The 20,542-nt window shown below is 51.4% G+C and carries 33 protein-coding genes; 1 reads left to right on the top strand and 32 read right to left on the bottom strand.

Going from position 1 to position 20,542, the window contains the following annotated elements:
- Positions 1-557, bottom strand: a 557-nt coding sequence (locus ACFSR7_RS36090) for a hypothetical protein (protein WP_378169543.1), incomplete at its 3' end; no start/stop codon positions are given.
- Positions 550-738: a hypothetical protein gene (locus ACFSR7_RS36085; protein ID WP_378169542.1), complete on the bottom strand. Its 189-nt coding sequence runs from the start codon at positions 736-738 to the stop codon at positions 550-552. The genes ACFSR7_RS36090 and ACFSR7_RS36085, both read right to left, overlap by 8 nt.
- 99 nt (positions 739-837) lie before the next feature.
- Between ACFSR7_RS36085 and ACFSR7_RS36080 the strand changes: the two genes are divergently transcribed.
- A complete protein-coding gene (locus ACFSR7_RS36080; protein ID WP_378169540.1) occupies positions 838-1,020 on the top strand; it encodes a hypothetical protein in 183 nt (60 codons plus the stop codon).
- Here the strand turns inward: ACFSR7_RS36080 and ACFSR7_RS36075 are convergent.
- The 30 genes from ACFSR7_RS36075 to ACFSR7_RS35930 form a co-directional block, all read right to left on the bottom strand.
- On the bottom strand, positions 1,004-1,213 hold the full coding sequence (locus ACFSR7_RS36075) for a hypothetical protein (protein ID WP_378169539.1): 210 nt from the start codon (positions 1,211-1,213) through the stop codon (positions 1,004-1,006). The genes ACFSR7_RS36080 and ACFSR7_RS36075 overlap by 17 nt on opposite strands.
- 71 nt (positions 1,214-1,284) lie before the next feature.
- On the bottom strand, positions 1,285-1,827 hold the full coding sequence (locus ACFSR7_RS36070) for a hypothetical protein (RefSeq protein WP_378169538.1): 543 nt from the start codon (positions 1,825-1,827) through the stop codon (positions 1,285-1,287).
- 46 nt (positions 1,828-1,873) lie between these two features.
- Positions 1,874-3,805, bottom strand: a complete 1,932-nt coding sequence (locus ACFSR7_RS36065; RefSeq protein WP_378169537.1) for a hypothetical protein — start codon at positions 3,803-3,805, stop codon at positions 1,874-1,876.
- A gap of 4 nt (positions 3,806-3,809) precedes the next feature.
- Positions 3,810-4,169: a DUF6711 family protein gene (locus ACFSR7_RS36060; protein WP_378169535.1), complete on the bottom strand. Its 360-nt coding sequence runs from the start codon at positions 4,167-4,169 to the stop codon at positions 3,810-3,812.
- An 11-nt stretch (positions 4,170-4,180) separates the two neighbouring features.
- Positions 4,181-6,541 carry a phage tail family protein gene (locus tag ACFSR7_RS36055; RefSeq protein ID WP_378169534.1) on the bottom strand — a complete coding sequence of 787 codons (2,361 nt, stop codon included), beginning with the start codon at positions 6,539-6,541 and terminating at the stop codon, positions 4,181-4,183.
- Positions 6,474-6,821, bottom strand: coding sequence for a hypothetical protein (locus ACFSR7_RS36050; RefSeq protein WP_378169533.1), 348 nt, complete (start codon positions 6,819-6,821; stop codon positions 6,474-6,476). The genes ACFSR7_RS36055 and ACFSR7_RS36050 overlap by 68 nt, the downstream gene beginning before the upstream one ends.
- Positions 6,822-6,898: 77 nt before the next feature.
- Entirely contained in the window at positions 6,899-7,249 is a 351-nt protein-coding gene (locus ACFSR7_RS36045; RefSeq protein ID WP_378169531.1) for a DUF6096 family protein, read from the bottom strand.
- 39 nt (positions 7,250-7,288) lie between these two features.
- Complete coding sequence (locus ACFSR7_RS36040; RefSeq protein WP_378169530.1) at positions 7,289-7,705, bottom strand: phage tail tube protein; 417 nt, start codon at positions 7,703-7,705, stop codon at positions 7,289-7,291.
- A 15-nt stretch (positions 7,706-7,720) separates the two neighbouring features.
- Positions 7,721-8,077: a hypothetical protein gene (locus ACFSR7_RS36035; protein ID WP_378169529.1), complete on the bottom strand. Its 357-nt coding sequence runs from the start codon at positions 8,075-8,077 to the stop codon at positions 7,721-7,723.
- Between the two features lie 2 nt (positions 8,078-8,079).
- Positions 8,080-8,619, bottom strand: coding sequence for an HK97-gp10 family putative phage morphogenesis protein (locus ACFSR7_RS36030; protein WP_378169527.1), 540 nt, complete (start codon positions 8,617-8,619; stop codon positions 8,080-8,082).
- 315 nt (positions 8,620-8,934) lie between these two features.
- Entirely contained in the window at positions 8,935-9,246 is a 312-nt protein-coding gene (locus ACFSR7_RS36025; protein WP_378169526.1) for a phage head-tail connector protein, read from the bottom strand.
- Complete coding sequence (locus ACFSR7_RS36020; RefSeq protein ID WP_378169525.1) at positions 9,230-9,517, bottom strand: hypothetical protein; 288 nt, start codon at positions 9,515-9,517, stop codon at positions 9,230-9,232. Before ACFSR7_RS36020 ends, ACFSR7_RS36025 begins: the two co-directional genes overlap by 17 nt.
- Positions 9,518-9,529: 12 nt before the next feature.
- Positions 9,530-10,549, bottom strand: coding sequence for a major capsid protein (locus ACFSR7_RS36015; protein ID WP_378169524.1), 1,020 nt, complete (start codon positions 10,547-10,549; stop codon positions 9,530-9,532).
- Positions 10,550-10,573: 24 nt separating this feature from the next.
- Positions 10,574-10,891 carry a hypothetical protein gene (locus ACFSR7_RS36010; protein WP_378169523.1) on the bottom strand — a complete coding sequence of 106 codons (318 nt, stop codon included), beginning with the start codon at positions 10,889-10,891 and terminating at the stop codon, positions 10,574-10,576.
- An 18-nt stretch (positions 10,892-10,909) separates the two neighbouring features.
- A complete protein-coding gene (locus ACFSR7_RS36005) occupies positions 10,910-11,581 on the bottom strand; it encodes a DUF4355 domain-containing protein (protein WP_378169521.1) in 672 nt (223 codons plus the stop codon).
- 87 nt (positions 11,582-11,668) lie between these two features.
- Positions 11,669-12,664: a minor capsid protein gene (locus ACFSR7_RS36000; RefSeq protein WP_378169520.1), complete on the bottom strand. Its 996-nt coding sequence runs from the start codon at positions 12,662-12,664 to the stop codon at positions 11,669-11,671.
- Positions 12,665-12,695: 31 nt separating this feature from the next.
- Positions 12,696-14,081, bottom strand: a complete 1,386-nt coding sequence (locus ACFSR7_RS35995; protein WP_378169518.1) for a phage portal protein — start codon at positions 14,079-14,081, stop codon at positions 12,696-12,698.
- Entirely contained in the window at positions 14,078-15,355 is a 1,278-nt protein-coding gene (locus ACFSR7_RS35990) for a PBSX family phage terminase large subunit (protein ID WP_378169517.1), read from the bottom strand. Before ACFSR7_RS35990 ends, ACFSR7_RS35995 begins: the two co-directional genes overlap by 4 nt.
- On the bottom strand, positions 15,352-15,855 hold the full coding sequence (locus ACFSR7_RS35985) for a terminase small subunit (protein ID WP_378169516.1): 504 nt from the start codon (positions 15,853-15,855) through the stop codon (positions 15,352-15,354). The genes ACFSR7_RS35990 and ACFSR7_RS35985 overlap by 4 nt, the downstream gene beginning before the upstream one ends.
- 108 nt (positions 15,856-15,963) lie before the next feature.
- Positions 15,964-16,104 (bottom strand): hypothetical protein, encoded by a 141-nt coding sequence (locus tag ACFSR7_RS35980; RefSeq protein WP_378169515.1) that lies wholly within the window; start codon positions 16,102-16,104, stop codon positions 15,964-15,966.
- A 456-nt stretch (positions 16,105-16,560) separates the two neighbouring features.
- Entirely contained in the window at positions 16,561-16,926 is a 366-nt protein-coding gene (locus ACFSR7_RS35975; RefSeq protein WP_378169514.1) for a hypothetical protein, read from the bottom strand.
- A gap of 240 nt (positions 16,927-17,166) precedes the next feature.
- Entirely contained in the window at positions 17,167-17,508 is a 342-nt protein-coding gene (locus ACFSR7_RS35970; protein WP_378169513.1) for a hypothetical protein, read from the bottom strand.
- A gap of 40 nt (positions 17,509-17,548) precedes the next feature.
- Entirely contained in the window at positions 17,549-17,956 is a 408-nt protein-coding gene (locus tag ACFSR7_RS35965; protein WP_378169512.1) for a BC1872 family protein, read from the bottom strand.
- Positions 17,953-18,282 (bottom strand): hypothetical protein, encoded by a 330-nt coding sequence (locus ACFSR7_RS35960; protein WP_378169511.1) that lies wholly within the window; start codon positions 18,280-18,282, stop codon positions 17,953-17,955. The genes ACFSR7_RS35965 and ACFSR7_RS35960 overlap by 4 nt, the downstream gene beginning before the upstream one ends.
- Positions 18,279-18,497, bottom strand: a complete 219-nt coding sequence (locus ACFSR7_RS35955; RefSeq protein WP_378169509.1) for a hypothetical protein — start codon at positions 18,495-18,497, stop codon at positions 18,279-18,281. The genes ACFSR7_RS35960 and ACFSR7_RS35955 overlap by 4 nt, the downstream gene beginning before the upstream one ends.
- Entirely contained in the window at positions 18,494-18,679 is a 186-nt protein-coding gene (locus ACFSR7_RS35950) for a hypothetical protein (protein ID WP_378169508.1), read from the bottom strand. The genes ACFSR7_RS35955 and ACFSR7_RS35950 overlap by 4 nt, the downstream gene beginning before the upstream one ends.
- Before the next feature lie 202 nt (positions 18,680-18,881).
- The gene (locus ACFSR7_RS35945) at positions 18,882-19,286 is read right to left on the bottom strand and encodes a hypothetical protein (protein WP_378169507.1); all 405 of its coding nucleotides are present in this window, start codon (positions 19,284-19,286) and stop codon (positions 18,882-18,884) included.
- The gene (locus ACFSR7_RS35940; protein WP_378169506.1) at positions 19,243-19,611 is read right to left on the bottom strand and encodes a YopX family protein; all 369 of its coding nucleotides are present in this window, start codon (positions 19,609-19,611) and stop codon (positions 19,243-19,245) included. Before ACFSR7_RS35940 ends, ACFSR7_RS35945 begins: the two co-directional genes overlap by 44 nt.
- On the bottom strand, positions 19,604-19,960 hold the full coding sequence (locus ACFSR7_RS35935; protein WP_378169504.1) for a hypothetical protein: 357 nt from the start codon (positions 19,958-19,960) through the stop codon (positions 19,604-19,606). The genes ACFSR7_RS35940 and ACFSR7_RS35935 overlap by 8 nt, the downstream gene beginning before the upstream one ends.
- The gene (locus tag ACFSR7_RS35930; RefSeq protein WP_378169503.1) at positions 19,957-20,448 is read right to left on the bottom strand and encodes a hypothetical protein; all 492 of its coding nucleotides are present in this window, start codon (positions 20,446-20,448) and stop codon (positions 19,957-19,959) included. Before ACFSR7_RS35930 ends, ACFSR7_RS35935 begins: the two co-directional genes overlap by 4 nt.
- Positions 20,449-20,542 lie beyond the last annotated feature (94 nt).

Below are 20,542 nucleotides of genomic sequence, written 5' to 3'. Positions count from 1 at the left end.
CCATACCTAACATTCGCGGTATCAAGTGCCGTCGTCGCCTGAAAGTTGCTCCATTTGCTCACATCGTCGCAATTCCCTATACGCCCCAACAGATTAACCAACGTCCTCCCCGATATCTTGATATTACGTATACGAGAACGTCGGGAGGCTGTAATGGATTGTAGGCCGGGCACAAGGGATACGGCGGTGGGATTGGCCTTAAGCTGCTGGGCGTGGATTTCGCGCATCAGGATCCCGACCGAAGCCCGAGCGATTGCGTCAGCACCCGTCCGGGCGTCCTGCACTTCTGCAGCCGATGGCGCCGGGCCTGCGATGATTGACGTAAGTTGCGCGGCCAATTGGGCGAGCGCTGACTGTACGTCGGTGTTCGTCTGACCGGTCGTCGGGCTTACGCTGATCTGTGCAGCTGTATGAGCGATTGCCGCGGCGATGTGCTGTTGCAGACCCGACACATTAGTCTGGATATCTGCATAGATCGCGTCAAACGCTTCGTTAAACTCTTGCCACGTCATCGAGATAAGGTCAGCGCCGTTTATTGTTAAGTATGGATTAGCCATCCTGTTTCACTCCTTTCTCGCGCTGTGCTTGAAGCCGTTCGATCGCTTCTTTGACGCCCTGTAAGATAGCATCTTCATGCCCCTGGTTGTATGGCATCATAGCTACGATCGTTGCGATTGCCTCGTTAACGGGGTCTTGCGGATCCAAGTCTAGCTGAATCATTCGGCGTACTCGGGCCATAGGGCGCCTCCTTAGAACATTTGTTTGCAAGGAAAAATCCCCCATTCTGTCGAAGGTTAGGTAGCTCGACCTAATCTTAGAGAAGGGAGGGGTTGTTTCTTGAATCGCGAAGAAATGGCGCGACTTGTCCGAGAATGTTCAGATGAGATTTTTGCTAAAAATCAAGAAATCTTGAATGGCGATGGCGTCTTAACTGGGAACGTGGAAATCGCCGCTGAAATTGGTTCTATCATTACTATGAATGTCCTTGCTAAGCTTGGATTGATTAAACTTGAAGATTAGGTTTTCGGTCCTTACGCGCCGTGCGATTTACTTCTATGATCACTTCTCGCATTATCTTATCCGGTGAGTGCAGCCGCTCTTCATGGGCGGCTAGCTCTTCTCTCACGATCCTGCGGATATATGCTTCCAAAGGCTCGCCCTTTGCCGATACATCCCCGGCCACCGACAATCCGTAATATTCTCCTTTATCCATTCTCCTCATCCTCCCCATACAAAAAGGCCCACCATTTGGTGGACCCTGTTGGTTATATTGTGGATATGTCGTTAAGGTGACGTGAAATATACAGAATCGACTTTCGGCTTTGCTTCAAGATCCGCTTTTCGTTGCAGCCATACAGCTAGTTCTTCTTGCTGTCTTTTGGCGTAATCCCTGTATGTCTTTGCAATTTCCGCATGTCCCTCTGCCTCGTATGAAGCTGCGGTAGCGTTAAAGTGATTGATTTGTGATTCACATGATAGAATGGCAAAGTCAATTGCTTCTGCGGTGTACACCACCGGCTCCGGAGTTGCAGCCGGCACTTGTGTTGGCGTCGGTTCGCTTGTTTCTACAGGTTGCGGAGTTGCTTGGGCCAAATTAATGGCACCCCCCGATAAATCAATTTTTAAATCCAGAGCTTCGGATAATGCCCGGACAGGCAGGTAACTTGAATTATTAATTATAGCTGCTTGACCAATCGAATGTCCGTTAAGAGTTACGTTCTTCGTACCGGCCACCTTGGATCCCTGTAGCAATCCTGCAGCCCCAGCCTGCAAACCGATCATTAGCGTCGCCCCAAATAAAGCCCCAACGACAAAACCTTTCTTCATTGAAATCGCTCCTAAATGTGGCATTTTGCGAACAGTATACCACAATTTACGAGCCAGCGATGTTCACGGTTGCAAGAAGCGCTCCTCCTGCAGCCCAGAGTTTAAGGTTTTTCGTAGTTGAGTCATAAGTCAAATTTGACGCTCTAGCATTCACATCAGATATAGAAGCTTTGTTGTTGAGTAACGATAAAACGTCGACGTTGTTAATTGTCACTGTATTGCCAACTAGATTCATATCCGCTCCGCTCGGTCCGATTCTAATTGGGATCCCGGTCGAGTCGATGTTAAACAATGACGAACTACCGTACATCGTGACTCCAACTCCGCCGAAAGTAAAGTCCAGCGCAGGAAATCCGCCGCTCGCACTTGCTATGAATCTAGCAAAACTTGACGCGCTTGAATAAACCACAAAAGCATTAGCTGTATTACTCATTTCTGCTCTCGGGTAAGAACCGTTGCTGGTGGCGATGTAAGAACCGTAGATATTTGTACCGGTGACGGTGCCCCCGATTATGTTGGTACCCGTGACCGTCGTGCCGTCAATTGTTCCGCCATGAATATCCGCAGAGATAATCGTCCCAGCCTGCAGCGTGCCGGTGAATATGCCGTCCGCGCCTTCCAGTGTACCGGTAAATTTCCATCTCCGGTTTATGGCATCGAACCAAAGCGCCTTTTCCGACTCTGCCCACATCGTGAACTCATCGGAGTTAAGGACGACCTTGCTCAAATTGTCGCTCCGATTAATTACAAGGCCTTCTTCTTTGTTAATCGAGACGCCGTAGTACAGTTTCCCCTGCTTGACTGCCGTCTGATTGACTCGGTTAATCTCCTGCGTCAACGGTCCGTCTTGCTCGTACTCGGATGCCTGCTCGCTCTTAGCCGATGCTTCCACCGTCATCTTGAGCCCGCCGCGGAAAGTAAGCACCGTATGCAGCATAATCGTCTGATACGTGACGATGTTGTCCCAAGTGAAGTTTGCATCCTGCCATGCTACGATCGTATCCGCCCAAGTTGTGCCTTCCTGTCGCTGGAACCCGATGATATCGCCTTGTTCATACTGCGGGTATCCTCTGGAATCCATTTGTACCGGCATATAGCTAAATCCGTTCAACGCGGCGTATAGGGCGTTACAGATGGCTTTCGTGGCAAAGGGATTAGACACGTACAATGTATGTCCGTCGTCGCCTGTACCGGCCTCGTAGTAAGCATCCGCGTCGTCGGGATCGTATGGCATCACAATCCGCGTGTATGTCTTGATTGGATTGGTTTGCTTTATTCGTACATAGTCAGATGTTGAAAACGTCGCGACCGGGGCCGCTGATGCGGACCAGCGCTTAAACTTAACCGTACCGTCCTTGCCTACGAACACGCTCGCACTATTGGCGCTGGCGATGTAGCCTAGTACCTGACGTTTGGTATATCCAACTGGAGCCGCGGCGATCGTATACGCCGGATTAATGACCACGCTGCTGTCGTACACGTAGCCTAGTGCCGTGCATATCTCGTCCCATACGGCTTTCATAGTCGCTGGGTACGATAGGCTAGATAGATATGCCTCTTCAGAGAATACGAGCTTGTCATAGCAAATAAGCGTCCATACGCTATTGATTTGCTCTCGTTGGTCAACGTAAAACTCTCCAAGCGGCAACCATTCGGCTTGCCCATTGTTCCACGGTATATTGAAATTCTGCCAAGCTGTGTCCGCCTCTGCCCAGGTTAGCCCTTCTTGTCCAAGAGAAATGTATGGCTTGATCTTGGCGCCTTGTGGGATTGCCTGAGGTGTTCGAACGTGCATCGTAAGCTTGGAAAACGTCGTTGTGCCAATTAGGAATTCCTCGTTAATCGTGAGGCTGTTTTCTATTTCGAAGTCTACTATTGACGTTTGGTCGTAGTCGACTCCCTGAATCTCCGCCTTGATGATGAATTCCCTATCAGGCTTACGGAGGTATCGGTCATATAGAGCCGATATCGGATACATGACCTCACCTCTCTGTTAATGTGATCTGCATGCTCTCCCACCATGTAACGCCATTCTTTTCGAAGGCCATAGGTGTTGTACGATTGCCGACATACATTTCCTTTGTCGCTAAAGCGCCGTCCATTGGATCAAAATACGTAACGCTGAAGAACACGCTGCGCATTGATTTGAGCAGCTGCGCCATTTTAGGCGCTGGCATTGCCGAGAATGTCATCTCAATCTGACGTTTAACTGCAACCCGGTCCCGGTTGAGCTTCCCATCTGCCGTCCGTGTCGTGGAATCTCCGTCATCCAGGTCAAGAATAGTCGGCCGGTACTCAAGAGGGTACACCGCAATTTGCTGACCGTTGATTAATATCTGCATGGTGTCCCTCCTTAAGCGTTATACGCCGGCCGACCAGTGCGACGGCTACGATCGTTCATGTCTCCGACTACGGACTGCGTAAGGCTCGCTCTGTCTAATGAAACGCGGACTCCCATACCCGACTTGATACCTTGGTCTATCGACGTTAGGAGCCTCACAATTCGTTCGTCATCGCCGCCACCTGCTGCCGGGTTGTATTTCTTCGGTACGACAGCCTCGCCCTCATGGAGGTACGCAAGTCCCTCAGAGGCGATATAGTTAGTACCCGTTGCAAGACGAGGGATCGACGGTATTTGAGGCACACCAATGGACCCACCGCCAATTGACCCGCCGAATGGCAAATCTACTTGTGGGAGGTCAATCTTGATGCTGTTCACCTTGGCGATAAACTTGTTGATTAAATCGATAACGGTGTTAATGCTATTTTTAATCCCCGTACCCATTGATGCCCAAACGGTGCCTGTCTTTATTTTGAGATCTTCCCAGACATTAAGTATGCCAGTCTTGATATCTTCGAATTTCAGCCCTTTTATCGAGGTATAGGCACTCTCTACTGCGTTCTTAATAGCCGGCCAAGCTTCTTGAGCTTTGGTTTTAACATCGTTCATTGTTGTGCCAACACTTGAAATATTGACATTAAACGTACTAGAAAAAAACTTGCTAAGTGGATCCATTACGTTGGTTTTCAATAACGACAGCGAGTTCTTAAACAAATCCGTTTGCGTTATGCCATCAATAACCTTGTTTATAAATGTGCCAAAGGGATTGGTGACTGTTTGGAGACCAGTTAAAATGTCTGACCATCCAATCTTTTTGAAACTGCCGGTTAACTTCTTAACGGCATCGTCAAATACCGTCCACTTAGTTATTGCAGCGCCTAAACTGTTGGTTATAAGGGTGATTGGATTGTTCAAGTTCTGGATGTAGTTATACATTGCTTTCCAGTCAATCTTTTTAAGAGCCGTCCAAGCGTCTTCTGCGGCTTTCTTCAAGTTCAAATTAAGCAGATCATCCAGGACCTTAATGTCTCCCGTAAGAATAACGAAAGCATTGTCCAAGTCCTTTTTAATGGTGTCCGCCAATTCTTTCATGGATAGGATAGCAATTTCAAAAGCTGGCGCTTTTAGCTTGCCAAGCTTATCTCCAATGTCCTTAAGTGCAGGGCTGATATCAGCATAAAATGCGTCAAAATCCTTCTTAAGGTCTTTGAAGTAGTTGCTCACCGGCGTAAAAAGACCCTTCACCTTGTCCGCAAGCCTCTGTGCGGCGGCGGAGACATCCGCAAGGGCTGTGGCCATGTTGTTCAACGTACCTGCGCTGAGTGCGGCAGCATTGTTTGCGCCTGCGGAGTCGGGAGAATCCGAACCCGAGTTTTTGTTTAGCAAGTTGAGCTGGTCAAAACTGGCGATTGCACCCTTTGCCTTCTTACCGGCCTTTTCATACTCCTTGCCGAGCCCTCCGACCGCCGCTGTTTGCGCTGCTACGGCGTTGGTTTGCTTGTCCGTTTGAGCCGCAGTCACTCCAAATAGAGCCTGGATAAAGCCTGCGATGAAGCTCATGACACTTGCGAGAGCGGATGCAAACTGTGTCAAAGCCGGCAGAACGTAGTTATAAATCGGCAAGAACGCCTGTCCCAGAGCGAGACGAGCGTCCTTCAATTGTGCAATAAACGCCGCTTGTCGAGTTGCGGTGTTCTGCGCGAGTTCGTTTCCGTATTTACGCGCCGCTTGTTCAAGAATCGCGTAGTAAATGATGGACTGCTGCGCCTGGAAGCTTAATTTCTCCCAACTCTTACCGTTGGCGAACTGCTTAAAGGCGTTTGTCGTCTGCAGCAGCGCAACGTTTACGTTTATCCCCAAATCCTCGATGGCGTCTGTTTCGCCTAAGAGACCGGAGCGAATGCGTTCCATGACATCGTCAACCGAACGCCCCGTGGCACTCGCAACAACAGCAGATGTCTTGATGAGGTCTTCAGTGCGCTTTGTGACTTCCGCTGTGCCCTTTGAGAAGCCGCTGATTAGGTTGGCGTATGTCGCACCATATCGCGTAGCTTCAGATCGTGCTAGGCCGTATCCTGCAGCGGTGGTATTGACCCATTTCTGGAACTCAGCTGCGCTCGATCCCATCAGCCTGTTAATCTGGCCGATTGCAGCTTCGTAGGAAATGGCGTCCTTTACGGCGTCCTTAAAGATCGAACCAAGCCCGATCGCTGCGACAGCGGCGCCAAGTCCCTTGACGGTTCTGCTGATGGCGTTGGTGGCTTTAGAAATGTCCTTGTTCGCCTCGCCCATTTGCCTTTTAACGTCAGCTAGGCCCTTCCTCAGGCCCGACGTCTCCGCCGTTATGAGAATCCGCAGTTCCTCCAGCGTCATGTTTTCCACCTCGTTCCCGCCAGCGACGTTTTGCCTGCCGATATTCGTCTAAGCGCTCTTGCATCAAGCGCCAATCTTGCTGCTTTTGCTTAACTTCAGGGAAAATACCTGGGAATGCCTCTTGAATCGTAGGCGCTTTGTTTTTGTTACCGAGCACGCGCGCCACGAGAGCCGCGATCAAATCAGCATGCCGGTATGCGATCATCGCTTCCTTCTGCATCTCAGCCTTGAGCCTGGCCTCGTAGGCACGTATTGCCGCCTCGATCTCGAAAAAGGTCATGTCCCAATAAGAGACCGCATCCAGACCGCATTCTAGAGCGATTGGATACAGCCTCTCGTAAAGTTCCGTAAGGGTGTTTATTGAATCGTTGTCTCTGGCTCCGTTGTCGGAGCCTCCTTGAAAAAACCGCTTACCCGCAGCACATCAAGAAGCGCCGGCAGTAGGTCCGTGTACGTGTTTCCACTCTCGACGTATTCGTCATACAGGTCCATGATTTTCTGCATGCTGACGCCGTGCTGGAACTTCTGAGAGGCTGCGTGGAGGATCGTAAGGAGATTCGTAACGCTGACCATCTCGCCTCGCTCCATGCCGAGCAGAACGTCCAAGGGGCTGCGCCCACCGAGTTGTTTTTCGAGTGCGATGGTATTCGATGCAGCTAGTCGTAGCTTGAGTTCTTGCGATCCAAATTGCAGTTCGGAATAGCGCATAATGCCCTCCTAAAGTAAAAAGCGCCCCATGAGGAGCGCTTAGGATGTTGGATTGGTTACAACGAAGTCGGACTGCAAATTAAACGATGCGGTGAATGTCAGCGCTGCATTTACGGCGGCCGAGTCCATCCGAACGTTGACATAGGCGCTGAACGCCCATTCGGTTTCGTCCGGAAATACAACCTTGAATTCCCCGAGCGTTCCGGCATTCTGCAACCCCTTAAGCACGCGAAAGTTCGATGTGGCCGAAGAGTTGTCGTAAAGGAATTGAAAATCCAGATCGCCGGGATCCTGGATTCCTGGGATGTACTTACGAACACCGTCCTGCAGCGTCGTTACTTCGACGCGTTCGGGGTCGCCGCCGAGATCTGGAACCTGCATTAGGTAATCGACCCTCGTATATGATGCGCCGCTTTTGTACTGCAGCTCGGTATCTTTGGTCAGCAAGCCTGGCATGGTTTCACACTCCTATCACTGAGATACGCGTTCTGTGCGCTGATCAACAACGCCGCGGTAACGCATGGTTTTACGTTTGATTCCGGATGCGTCAGGTACATCAGACGAGAATTGGCGCCTGAATCCCACGCTGTTCATGGCCGCGTCCACTTGCTGCGCAATGGCTCCGGTAGATTTCTTGTGCCACACATCAATTTGGATACTGATGTCCGACAGCGGTCCTTGTGCGATGGTTAGAGGGTCAAGGTTCCCCAACTCGTAGAAACTGATTGCCGGCAGCTTCGCGAACGACGTCGGGAACGCATCTGTGACCGCCAAAACTTCAGGAATGGCGCTCAATAACTCATTTATTTGTGCTTTGGCGTCGTACATTGCTATCGGCCTCCTAGCCGCTGTATATCCCGGCGTAGGGTCTGCTTAGTAAGGTCTAGTACCTTCTTGCGGTTCTTTTCCAAGGCTGGATACATGAAAGGCCGCGCCGGTTGCCCTTCCGTATAGTAAAAAACGCCTTGGTCAGTCTCCCGGCGTTGGAAATGGTACTTTTCGGCTGTAGCTGCATCGATTTGGCTCTCGTGGATCCACCATCCGTCCTGTCGATAGTGGAGACGTGCCACAATTTCACCGGGCAAAGTACTTTTATCGCTCGCCTGTCCTACTGGACCGGTGCCGAACTCGTTATATACGGCATGCTCCATGTTCGTGGAGACGCTGCCTTCGACGCGATCGCCATCCAGTTTTACATTTGCCTGTATGCTGCCACGCAATTGACCGTCACCAACTGGGGCGTCAGCCTTTGCGGCAGCTTGCACAAGGTGCGTGCCTTGCCTAACAGCTTTTAGAAGCGATTGATTGGCATTTCCGCCGAGGGCTGTAATCTTAGCAAGCAGCCTGTCCATCCCTTGAATATTCGCCATTACCTCACCTTTTCCAGTTGGATGACAGTGTGGTCCCAAGGCTGCACAGAGACGACCTTGTAATCCGGCTCATCATCGTATGGGTCAATGTATACCCAAGCCCCTGCGCTCTCTGAGACCGTCTGAGGGCCTTCAATAAGCATGGTTAGCATATATGAGAGGCGTTCCCCATACTGCTGAGCCAAGACACGACCGCCGGCCGGAGAAACATGACCGCGGATTAATTCAGCATCCGGTGACCAGCCTTCGTAAGTCGTCCCGTCTTCTTCCTTGATGGGAACACGAGAACGAAACACAACCGGCCGTTTATCTCGCTCACGGAGTCGCATATCGCGCCACCTTCAACAAGCGATACGACCCAATCGTCATCTTCACGGACTCCGGCAGGTCCTCGAAGGAGCGGCTAACGCCGCCCTCCGAATGCGAGGTCTCTCCCTCGATACCCACCTTGTTGTACCGCATGATGGCGATTTGGCGCTTTGTTGGCTCTAATCCCGGCGGAAGTGTCCTCCGGTTCGTCCAGCTCAGCAGATCGCTTTCTACGTCGTCTAGCAGCACACCCAAGCTTCCGTCAATGTCTTCCGAAAGCCCGAGCGTACCCATCAATCTATCAAGACTCGTTGCCACCGGCGCCACCACCTTGCGCCTCCTGGATCTTGGCGAGGATATCCGGCTTACGCGTTGCTTCGCCGAGATCGATATTGTTGCTCTTGGCGTATGCCTTGAGCTGCGGACCAGTCATATCTTCAATCGCGGTTTCTGCCTCGTCGTCATCCTCGACGATATCGACATACGACTCAAGTCGCCCGTAGCCCGCCTTTTCGATTTCGAATTCATCGCCAGCGCGGTAAACTGTACCATTGTGACGGATTGGCGTTTCCTTTACAGATACGATCATGTCGATTCCTCCTTAAAGTACCGTCGCCTGGAAGACTTCGTCCGCAGCGGGGAAACTCGGCAGCGCCGTTGCGACTGCTTTAGTCCAAGTGCTGACCGGGTCGAGGTTTTCTTCGTAGACCATCGCAAGAACGTTGCCTACTCGCGTGATGTCGATAGAAGGATCACGCGCCAAGCGGATTTCTTCCGCCGTAGGTCCGTAAATCGTTTGACCAAGTGCGCCCTCAGGGAGTAGCACGAACTTATTGGCCGGGAAGTAGCGGCTCTGGGTGTAAGTGCCATTTGCCGCTTGCTTACGATATACAGCATCGTAGGTTGCGATCGTAGGCAGACCCAGTTCCTGCAGATACGCATTCAACGACGCTCGAGAAGCCAGCCTTGGAGATCCAAGACCAGACAACGCACCGACTACCTTCGGGTGCTTGAGCAGGGCGGCAAGCGCCGTATTGGACGTCAGCGCACGTGTAGGGTTAGTGCCAAGGGTGTTAACCCAATCCATGATTTGCGCGATCGGGTCGCTATCTGGATCTGACCACAGGTCGTCACCGGCTAGTACTTCCTTATGATCGGAAGGTACCCCATAGCTGATCGTTGCGCTGAGGTTGTTTTCAGCCAGCGTTACAGTTCCGGAGGCAAGCGCCTCCATCCGCATGACCTCGACACGAGCGCGGACGCCAGCGACAAGCACGTCAATATCGTTGTAGACCTCTTGGACGAGGTATTGTTGTTCGGCCGGAGTTCGCGGGTTCTCCAGCGCAATAATGTCCCTCTCGTCGAGTTCCAATTTACGCTTGATCAGTGCCAATTCAAGCGCCTGCTTTGCAGCTTCGCGGCTGCCGATCTCCGACTCCGTGTTAAACGCATGAACGCTGGCGATTACCGGAATGCGCCGGGCGCCTTTGATCATGTTGAACTCTAGCGATTGCGTCTTTACTTCCGGGAAAAACAATTCCCCCAGCAGCGCCGGGTATTGGCGGCTTTCCAGGTAATTCAGGACTTCGCGTTGTGGGAAAAGATCGAGAACACTTGCCATAGTTGCCCCTCCTTTTTAGGCCGATTAAACGACCGTCTTAAATTTGATTTCTTTCATTGCCGCTTTAGCAGCCGTCGAAGGCGCTGCCGGGAGGCGTGCTTCGAGAATCCAAGCTTCGACGATAACGGATCCGGGTTGTGGACCCGTTGTAACGTCGATGTCGTCGTGTAGGATGCCGATAGCCGTACCGTCATTTGCCGGGTAGACAGTGCCTGCGGGAACGATCTTACGGCCGTCTGCGTTAGCCGTAACACCGCTGTCGCTGATTTGATAGGTAAACGCCAGGAACTTCGCGCTGGCGAGGAAGTTGATCTCGGTGCGCGTCTTATTCGTAACGTACATATTGTTTATCTCCCTTCGTTAGGCCGTGGCCCATGGATTTGGTGCATTTGCTGTAGGTTTGTTACCTTCGTTCGCTCGATCGGCAAAACTCTTGCCTACGCCGCCTCCATTGCCCTTGCCGCCGGCGCCGCGTGGCGGTTCACCCTTCAAACGCTCATTTACGCCAGCTTCGACGGCGTCCTTGAACGCCTTCTCCACGGCCTCGATGCTCTTGTTGGTAGAATCGGCATCGGTATAAACGAGGACGTCGGCCAGAACCTTCGGTAAGCCCTTTTCGGCTAGCTGCTCAAGCGCTGTTGCGCGGAGTTCTCGCCGGGTAATGCCGTTTTCCCGATCGGCTAAATCCTTATCGCGCTTATCACGTTCATGTTGCGCCTTTTGCTCGGCGGTCATCTTGGCGAGTTTTTCGGCTTCGGTCTTGGCTTCGTCCAATTTAGCTTGGAAGTCTTTCTCCCATTTGGATTGAGCCTTGGTCAAGCGTTCGCCAAGGATACGGTCAACCTCCGCCTGTTGTTCTGGCGAGAATGTAACCTTGCCTCCGCCTTTTCCCTCACCTTCGCCGCCCTTACCGCCGCCGTCTCCGCCAGATCCTCCGCCTTCTCCACCTTGACCACCCTCACCGCCACCGTCAGCGGCAAACAACTGCAGATTCATGCGAAGCCGATATGGTTTTGCCATCATTTCGAGCATAGTAACCTCCCGTTTAACGCCCGTCGGCTGGTGTCCATGCAGCTTTTAACGTCCTCCGCACGTTCTGGACAAAAGAAAAAGCCGCCATTAGGCAGCTTGTGCGTACTTTTCTTTCCATTGCGCATAGGTCATGCTGTCCGGTACCGTGTACGTCTTTCCGGTCTCTGGATCTCTTGCCCTTCGTTCGATGCGATCAAGTTCTACATCACCGAAATAGGCAATCGTTGTGCTCCTGCAGTATGGATGCAAGGGCGGCATGTTTGTTCCAGGACGCGCATCCTTGACGGCGTAAATCTTAAGGTCGTGCTGCCTGCATATCTGGCTTGTCCGATTGTCCAGCGTCGCCATGAATCGGTAACGATCGATCTCAGCTTCCTCATAAGCTTCCATCTCAGCGGCATTGCTCATGTATGTTGTCTCGGTTCGTATCAATCGGTTCGCAGCATGCTTTCCGACGCCCATCCGACCCTCTATGTCCAATCGCATCTTGCGGTAACTGGATCCGGAAAAGAAGCCGGCCGTTAGGACTTCGGTCAGTTGCTTCGCAAGCACTTCCGAGTTGCCCCACACACGGCTACTGAAGTTTTCTCCACTCCATGGTCGCTTTAGAATCGTCTCGATTGTCCTGGTTGGCACTGATGCGAAGTTGAATCCCACGCCAAGCCCTTTTTGTAGGTCGAACATCGATCGATAGTAAGCACTGCTTATGACGCGCATGTAACCGTTTGTAGTGGCCGTTAGCTCTACGTCTGCAATTACCTTGGAATGGATGTTGATGCTGCCCCTGAGCGCTTCTAGGCGGGTAACCCGCGCCCTATATGCAGGAGCATTAAACCTGTTGCGGAACCACCGACGCACACGCTCATTTTTGATGCTAGGATATATGCGTTTCATCCATTTCAGCAAAGGATTAGGTATGCGTTGGTTGAGCGCCCTGCGTGCTGACGTGGGGCTTAACTCGCCATTGCGGGCGAATGTATCAAATATCCCTTTGATCTCGTCTAGCAGGTCGTCAGAGGCCTTATCATATGCATCTGTTACTGTCTTAACGACTGCGTCAGCGTCCCGGTGGTATCTCGCCATTCTTAGCTGCGCTCGTCTATCCCAATAGTCGTTACTCGGTGTTCGCATCTCCGCCATCACCGCCTACAGGGACACTAAATGCTTCTTGCTGACGCTTGATATCTGCTTCCTTTTGGGCGTTGACGGCCGCAATCTCCTTGGCCGGGTCATCGACAAACGAAAGCTGGCTGATCAACGTCTCCTCTGAAACATGATCCGTCAATTGGACGATCATGCTTGCTGTCTCGACATCATTGCTCGGCAGGCTGCGAGTCATCGTAATTGTTACGTTCTGGACGTTTACCGTTTGCGCCTTGACCGAAAGGATATTGGCGAATACCTTCATACGCTCTCGCAAGCCCTGGATAAAGTAGCGCTCTTTCGTCTTGGCTAACTGTTCGAGGCCGAATAGCTTGTACTTCATCGCCACGCCAGACGCATTGGCAGCAAAGTTGGAATCCGTCAGGTTTGGAACCATCGAAAACTCGTGGATATCCGACTTGATTGCATCCCGCAGAACTTCTGTGTCGGCCTCGTTTAGCGTCTTTGTGAGCCAAGATGCATCTGCGTCCACTCCGCCGGGAAGCTCCAGAACCTTGTATTTCTTGAGCAACCTTATAGCCTTCCCAGCCTCCGCCTCATCATCGCCCAGAGACGCCCCCACAAGCTTCAGAATCGCGTCAACGAACTGCTCCTTGTCATTGACGCGATCAGAAGCCAGCACGTTGTACGCGTTGATTAGGCTGATTTGCTGCTCGTAGTCTCCTTGTTGCTCCTCGTTATTCCAAAACTCGACGATAGGCACGGCCTTGAAGTAATGGTCCGTTACCTGCGCCTCTCCATAATCGTTCGTTTCAACAGCAGTCGGCTTGTATTGGTACATCTTCGAATCCGTGTAAACATTGACCGTCCACCCGGTCACATTGTTTTCGATATCCCTGCGCTCGTAATAATGGACGCCGAACAATGATCTGTATTCTACCGAATCATCTACCACCAAGAATATCTGCCGTAGATCGATGCAAGTTACCTTCGGGACGGACTCTCTACTCATAAAGTAAAGCTCACGAGCTGTGCCAAACATCGATAAATCCTTCGCCATCTCAGCATCATGTGAGACAACGTCTGTCGCTTTGTAGGCGTTCGTTAGAGCGTCGATACCATCGCCTCCATACTTAACAGGGTCGCCGGCGAAATATCCGACAGCGACGTCCGTTATATACTTGGCGTGATTGGCAACAAGCTTGTTATTGGGGAGGTTCTTGTCTTCTCCGCCCAGGTCGCGCTTAAGGATGTCCTGCTCGCCTTTGTAGTACTCCTCTAGGCGGTTAATGCGGTTGTTGCCTTTGCGATGCTCAGATATACATGAACGCAGCAGCGCCGCGGGTATCTCTCCGTTCCCCTCGATCAAATCCGCTGATCGGATAATAGCCATCATCTCACCCCAATCTTTGCTTTGTTCCCGATCTTGACGTGCGCTGCCCGCGCTTCATCTTCCATAGCGTAACGAACAGCATCGATACTATGGTTGTCCGCATCAGGATATCCGGCCTTGAATCCGCCGTTTCCATCTGGCGTGAGTTCGTATCCATAGAACTCTCGTTTGGTATTTGGGCATCGTTCTGGATCAATCACGATCTCCTCCAGGTCAGTCAGGAACTTAATGCCATGGTCGACGCTGTCCGGTCCCTTTTTAGCCGGCACAATGTTAACCCCGAGTTGCCGGAACTCATTGATCGTTCGCGGCTCCGCGCTATCAGCCGTAATCGCTCGACCTTCTGCTAGCGGCTTGATCAAGTCGACGGCCTGCCTATTGGAAAGCTGTACCTTGTGAATCTCTTGGAAGATAAAAAGGCGCCGGCGGGTCTTGTCGAAGTGCATCCCGGCATAGTGAAGCGGATCCTTGGCATAACCGAAGTCGAGACCACGTTTCAATCGATCGAAAACCGCGATTTCCTCGTCTGTGATTGGCCGTATCTTCAAGTTGGTGAATATTTCTCCGCCTGTGCCGGTTACTTCACCGAGGTATTCGTGTTTGAAGTTGTCGGGCTTCGTCGCCTTAAGGTGTTCTGCCTCAACAAAAAACGGCTCACCCAACCAATGTCGGGGAACCGTTTCGTAGGTACTATGATGAACGAGACGATCTGGTCGATCTCCCAAGACTTCTGCGTTAACCCAGTTGCGTTGTGACTTCGGCGGGTTGTACGTGTAGAACACGCAGAACCGGTCACCGCCACGCATCAACGTTTGGTTGATCGTCCGTATTTCCTCAGGACCGGTGAACTCGTCGACTTCCTCGTACCAAATGTACTTGAAGTAACCCGTTTTGGCCTTGGTCGACTTGATCTTCTTCGGCTTGTCCGCACCCCGGAATATAATGCGCTGTCCTGTGGGCTTGTATATCAGCTCTATCGGACTTAGTTTGGTGTGCCAGTATGCTGACACCCCTAAAGCTTCTATCGCCCACTGGAGCTGCGAGAACACGCTACCTTCCAGGTATAAACCAACCTTGCGAAGCACGACCGCATGGGCACGAGGTTCTTTCATCATGCCTAATACTAGCTCTATACTGACGCATGACGATTTGGTAGATCCCCGACCGCCCTTAAGCCAGTGATGCGTATATTTCTCTTCTTTGATTGCATGATGGACATCGTAAAAGCTTGGCGCTATCAGTTCAGTCAATGGCACACGCTGAATCGCTAGGCTCATGGACCTCCCTTTCCTTTCGGAACATCATCTACAATCTGGACGGCCGCGCTTACGTCAATCTGCTGCTTATCTATCCACATTCCGTAACGCTTGCCTAGTAATTCGAGCGCCTTAATCTTGTCAGCAAAACGTACCTCGCGCTCAACCATTTCCACTTCGCCTGACATTGTTTTAACCTTAACGCTGGCTATTGCCGCCCGATCGTCTAGCGATGCGTCGTCCTTCAGCTCGGCAGAATCCATATTCACAAGCTGTGTCGGGTCCAAGAAGGCGATGCGAGCGAGTTCGCGGATAATTCTTTCTTGGTTGACGCCGGTTCTTTTCGAGTGTTCGGCCATTCGTTCGTCTATATACGCGCGAATATCTGGTTTCCCGAGGTTTTCTGAACCTATTGCAGTTGCTGCCTTTGGACTATAACCAGCCCGTATCGCCGCCTGTGTCGCGTTTAAATCAATGAGGTATTCGTCTACAAACTTCTGCTGCTTATCGGTCAAAGCCACTCGCATTGCCTCCTTTCCATGTATTGCCAAAGTAACCCAGTCATGCTATATTGTATTTGCACCGCTCGGAAAGCATCCGGCGGTGTTTTTGCGTATAAAAATAGCCCCTCAACCGAGGAGCTTCGTTAACTGCCTATGCATCCATCCTGCCATCTTATCCAGTCGAAGGCCGCGAGCTACTTCAGTGCCCAATATCATCAGCCGCTGGTCAAACTCCTGTAAGTCTTCGTTCAACGTTCGTTTGCTCATGCTCACCCCTCCACTGAACAGTATAGCGAGTGTAATATAAAAAGCCACCAACCGAAGTCAGTGGCATTTATCCCAGCAAGTGAGTCCAGCACCTGCCGGCTCAACTTAAGGACTATCGGCGGAAAGTCCTTACTCTGTAGTCCGTGATTGGCGCCTCCGCGCCATACAGAGGAGGGATTTGCTCCCTCTCTAGCGTATCGGAGTTATCCGGTACAGTAGAGAAGGGACAATTCCCCATCTCCTCGGGCTTCAAACCCGACCGCATCTCCACACGCTTGGCGACTGATCACCTCGTGGAGACGATGGCGCCTAAGGTCGTTAACCCACCGCATGGCCGCGTCCGCAATGTAATAAGGGATACTAGCGGAATCACCCCGGGCCGAAGCCCTATGATCCAACTGTATCCCTGTTCTACATGCGTTTTTGATGCAGCTTACATGCGATTTACATGCATTTTTATTCCGTTAGTAGCTTTAGAGAATTGGCGACCGACTCTATTCCCTCGTTTAGCTTTCGGCCGACCGTCACTTCATGGTAATTGCTGAACCTCATGATCGTTATCTTGTGGCGCTCTCCCTTGATGTAACGCGTCTCGATGATCTGCCGCACGTCTGGGTCCAAAATCAACCTAACGGCGCTTTCAATGGCTTGTACACGCTCTTGGAGTGCATTGTACTTTATCGTCTGGCTCGGAGCAAGGTTATTTAATCCACGCCGTTCAAATTCATTCGCCGCGGCTTTGGTCTTGCGATATCCTGCCAGCAGCGCTTTTGCATTCCTGATTTCCAACTTGTTCGCCATTGGGAAGATATCCATTTGCATCTAACATCCTCCATGTTTGAACAGTTTCAAGTGCGACCTTCCAAGCATTTGCAACAATCCTCGGATATTCATAACCGTACCATTCAACAGCACTACGAAATGTCTTTGCGAAATCATTTATTGTCTTCACAGCCCATGTGGCAAGTAATTTACCCTCGCGGTAAGACAACTTTCTTCCCTCTTGGGCCTTATTTAAAGCTTTCCTAACTATCTTTCGTCGGACTCTGCCCCTCATGTCGGTTACCTCCCAAGTCCTATTTGTATGATCATCTGATTGAGCGTTACTTTGGAGATGTTCAGGCGGCGGGAAAGTTCACTCCTCGATATGATCTTGTAATGGCCTCGAATGTAGAATTCATACTCTTCTGGGATGTAGATCTTTTCCGGCTTAGATGGAGGCGTTAATGGCTTTCTCTCCCGCCTATCTGATGCGAGTTCGTCGACAGTGTAATCTTTAATCAATATTTTGTAACTCCGCTTTTTCTTGTATGTCTGGATCTCGATAGCTTTCATTTCAACAAGCCGATCGATGGAAGTTCGTACAGCCTTTTCTCCGTACCCAAGGACTTTGCCGATGGACATCGTAGATCCGCCGAACTTTAGCTGCTTCAGGATCCGCGCCTCACGAATTGTCAGGATCATCCCTATCACCCAACCCATCAGTATGACTTACATGTTGTAGAGCAGAGAGAGCGGCGAGACATACGGCGTGAGGGGCGGTATCGGCACCGTTTTTCTCGGCATAAGCGCCTTCCATGGGATTGCAGAATCGGGCGTGATACTTTCCTCCACCCTCCGATTCGATACCGTATCCCCATCCCCTACGCTGCATCTCTTCTACGACTAAGCGCATTCCTTCCCAGGTGGTGGAGTATCCCGGCAAGTCCATCCAGGTATTGATACCGTTTTTTTTCTTGAGTAGTCGGTTTCCTCTAAACTCATATCCAAGCGTGCTGTGCCCGAACAGTTCATGTATTTGTCTATCCAACTCCGGCCCCGGCTTATAGGTCATAGGCTCGGTACTGGTCATAGTGTTGGCTCCTTTTGTAGAGACGGCGGTACGATGCCCCATGCGTCCATAACACGTTTGCACTCTTCGAAGTATTCTTGCGGGCTGTGGATCCTCTTGGCGCCGGCTAGGGCCATTCTAAAGCCATCACTATACGACGACGGCTTGACTAGCCTGTACAACATACTCTCCGGCCTCTCCGCCTTAGTCTCGACCTTTTTTACATGCACCGATTTATCGTTGCTAATGTAAAATGCGAAGATGCCCGGGAAGCTTACAAGCTCATTGAGCTTGCGAAACCATTCTTCATTGCCGAACCGAACTTCGTTATCTGCTGTGTTGGTCATAGTGTCTTTCCTCCCTCAACCGGATGATCAAGCTCCGCATAGTGCGTGACGTCCTCCAAACGGACACCGTTCACGGCTTCCCACTTGTAGCCTTCCTTGGTACCGTGCTTGTATCTCAGAGCATGGTCAGCAAGTTTGAAGTAGCTTCCGTTCGTCACGACGCATTGTTTATGACTCGGCGGCTGATTCTCGGGATATCGTCTCCACTCGATCATTCCTGTTCCCCCTCAACCGGCATAAGCTCGTCCTCGAAAACAAACGTCTCCGGATGCTCGATAAGCGTGTACGTGTAACGTTTCATGCTGGGAATATATGACCATTTGTTAATCGTGACCAATTCTCTGGTGCCCCTGACCTGAACGGATTCACCATCTTGGAACTTGTTTTTGTATTTCATTCCTTCTCCCCCTGTTCCTCAGACTCTTCGCGGTCCCAACGGTATCCGTATTTGCGTATGACTTTGTTATGCAGAGCGTTTAACTGATCTCGATAGCGCTCTTTCTCTCGCCGTTCGTTCTCAATGATTCGATGCATGCGCCGGACGAATTGAGGATCATCACTCTTCATCAGCTTTTCTGCTTCACGACTCAGTGACCGAATCATAGAGTTTTCATCACCTGTTCGTCGATAGCCAGCAGTTGCCGTTTGGCTCTTTTGACGCAATACTTGCCACAGTACACGCCTATTTGCGGTGGAATATCATCTTTGACCTGCTCGAAAAGTTCCTTCGTCAGTACGTAGTAGTTAAAATGGCCGATGAACGTCTTTTTGGCTTTGCTGTAAAAGTCCGCCTTGGAACATTTAATCTCGTAGCAGCGCCATACGCCTTTCGTGTCGTACGTCATATAATCGACGCGCTCATCACCGTACCAACCGATCGTGACCTCGTAACAAGCGAATACGCCTTGCTTATGAGTGGCTATCCAGATATCCCGTTCGAGTTGTTGCGTCGTCTCGGTTTTAATCTGTCTTCTCCCCCTGTTCCAGTAGATGGGGATGCTCATGTACATTCCCGATCACCTTGCGCCAGTTGACAGCCGATCCGAACATGGTTGCAGGGATATTCCGGATGTCCTCGATAACCGTGATGTATCGCTCGTCGTTTTCGTACCGACTCACTTCCACGATGTCGCCTTCGTATGCTTTGCAATCAGCCAGCCCGGTATATTGCCCTACCGTATCGGGATCGACATCAAAAATGCCTTCGGTGGAGTAAAGTTGGGCTTCCACCTCGTCGCCTGTAAAAACATGGACGCCGAAGCCGTATACAAATTTCCCTTTCCACTCGCAATCTTCGATGCAGATCCCCCGGAATTTATACTCACGCATTGGTATCTTCCTTCCTCGCTAATAGCGGCGTATGGACGTATATTGGATCGCCGGGGTCAAATATCCCCGATGCCGGCTCGCCGTGCCTGTCGGGGTCATACGGCTCCTCCACAAGCAAGCCGTATTCAACTCCCCAATCTTGTATCTGTGCGCCGCATATGTCGCCGTCAAAGCCTGTCATGATGACGAGTCGGGCGAACTCCGCTATCTTCTCCTTGGCCTCTAGCTCGCCTCTCAGCGCCTCTACCTCGGCCTCTAACCGGTTCGCCTGCTCTGCCCTGTCTTGGAGCCACAGCAGCGTTCCAAAGCCCGGTAACGAGCCTCTAGCCATGTATGGTTGTTCGCTCATGTGTTTGGCTCCTTTAGGGATTGGAGGAAATCCCGAGCATGTTGGCCGATGTCCGACTTGACCATCCCAAAATGGAATCTACGCGCTTCGTCTTCTGCCTCGTTCGCATACCACGTCAGCAATTCCACCATCATGGCGATTGCGGCGGCGTGGGCGGCTACCTGCGCTTTCAGTGCGCCGTTCTGTTCCACGGACGTCCTCGTCAGCGCGACGTACCCTTGATGATGTCTACGCAGCTCGGCTATCTCCGTATCCTTGGCGTCTAGCTGGGCTTGTAACTGCTGATTCTCTTCGTACAGCTCGCCTACCGTCTTGTCGTAGCTTTCATGGGTGTGGAGAGCGATACGCTGCCGCTCGTTCTCGTCGAGGAGATAACGGAGCCATTCGGGAGCCGATCGGATATAGTTACCGTGCTCCGACAGGTTCCAGCGCGGTATCGTCAGCGCCTGCCGAATCTTCTCCAACATGTTAGGGGTGTTATCGCTCATTTAGAGTCTGCCTCCTCTGCATCCGGGCCTTCCCCGAAGTCTTCTGCACAAGCTTTGGAGTTCGGGACGAGATAAAAGCATTCGTCGCCGGTAA

It is taken from the genome of Cohnella sp. GCM10020058 (assembly GCF_042683485.1).
Taxonomy (GTDB): domain Bacteria; phylum Bacillota; class Bacilli; order Paenibacillales; family Paenibacillaceae; genus Cohnella.
The sequence above is the reverse complement of the archived record's forward strand: the minus strand, read 5'-3'. Positions and strand labels throughout refer to the sequence as shown.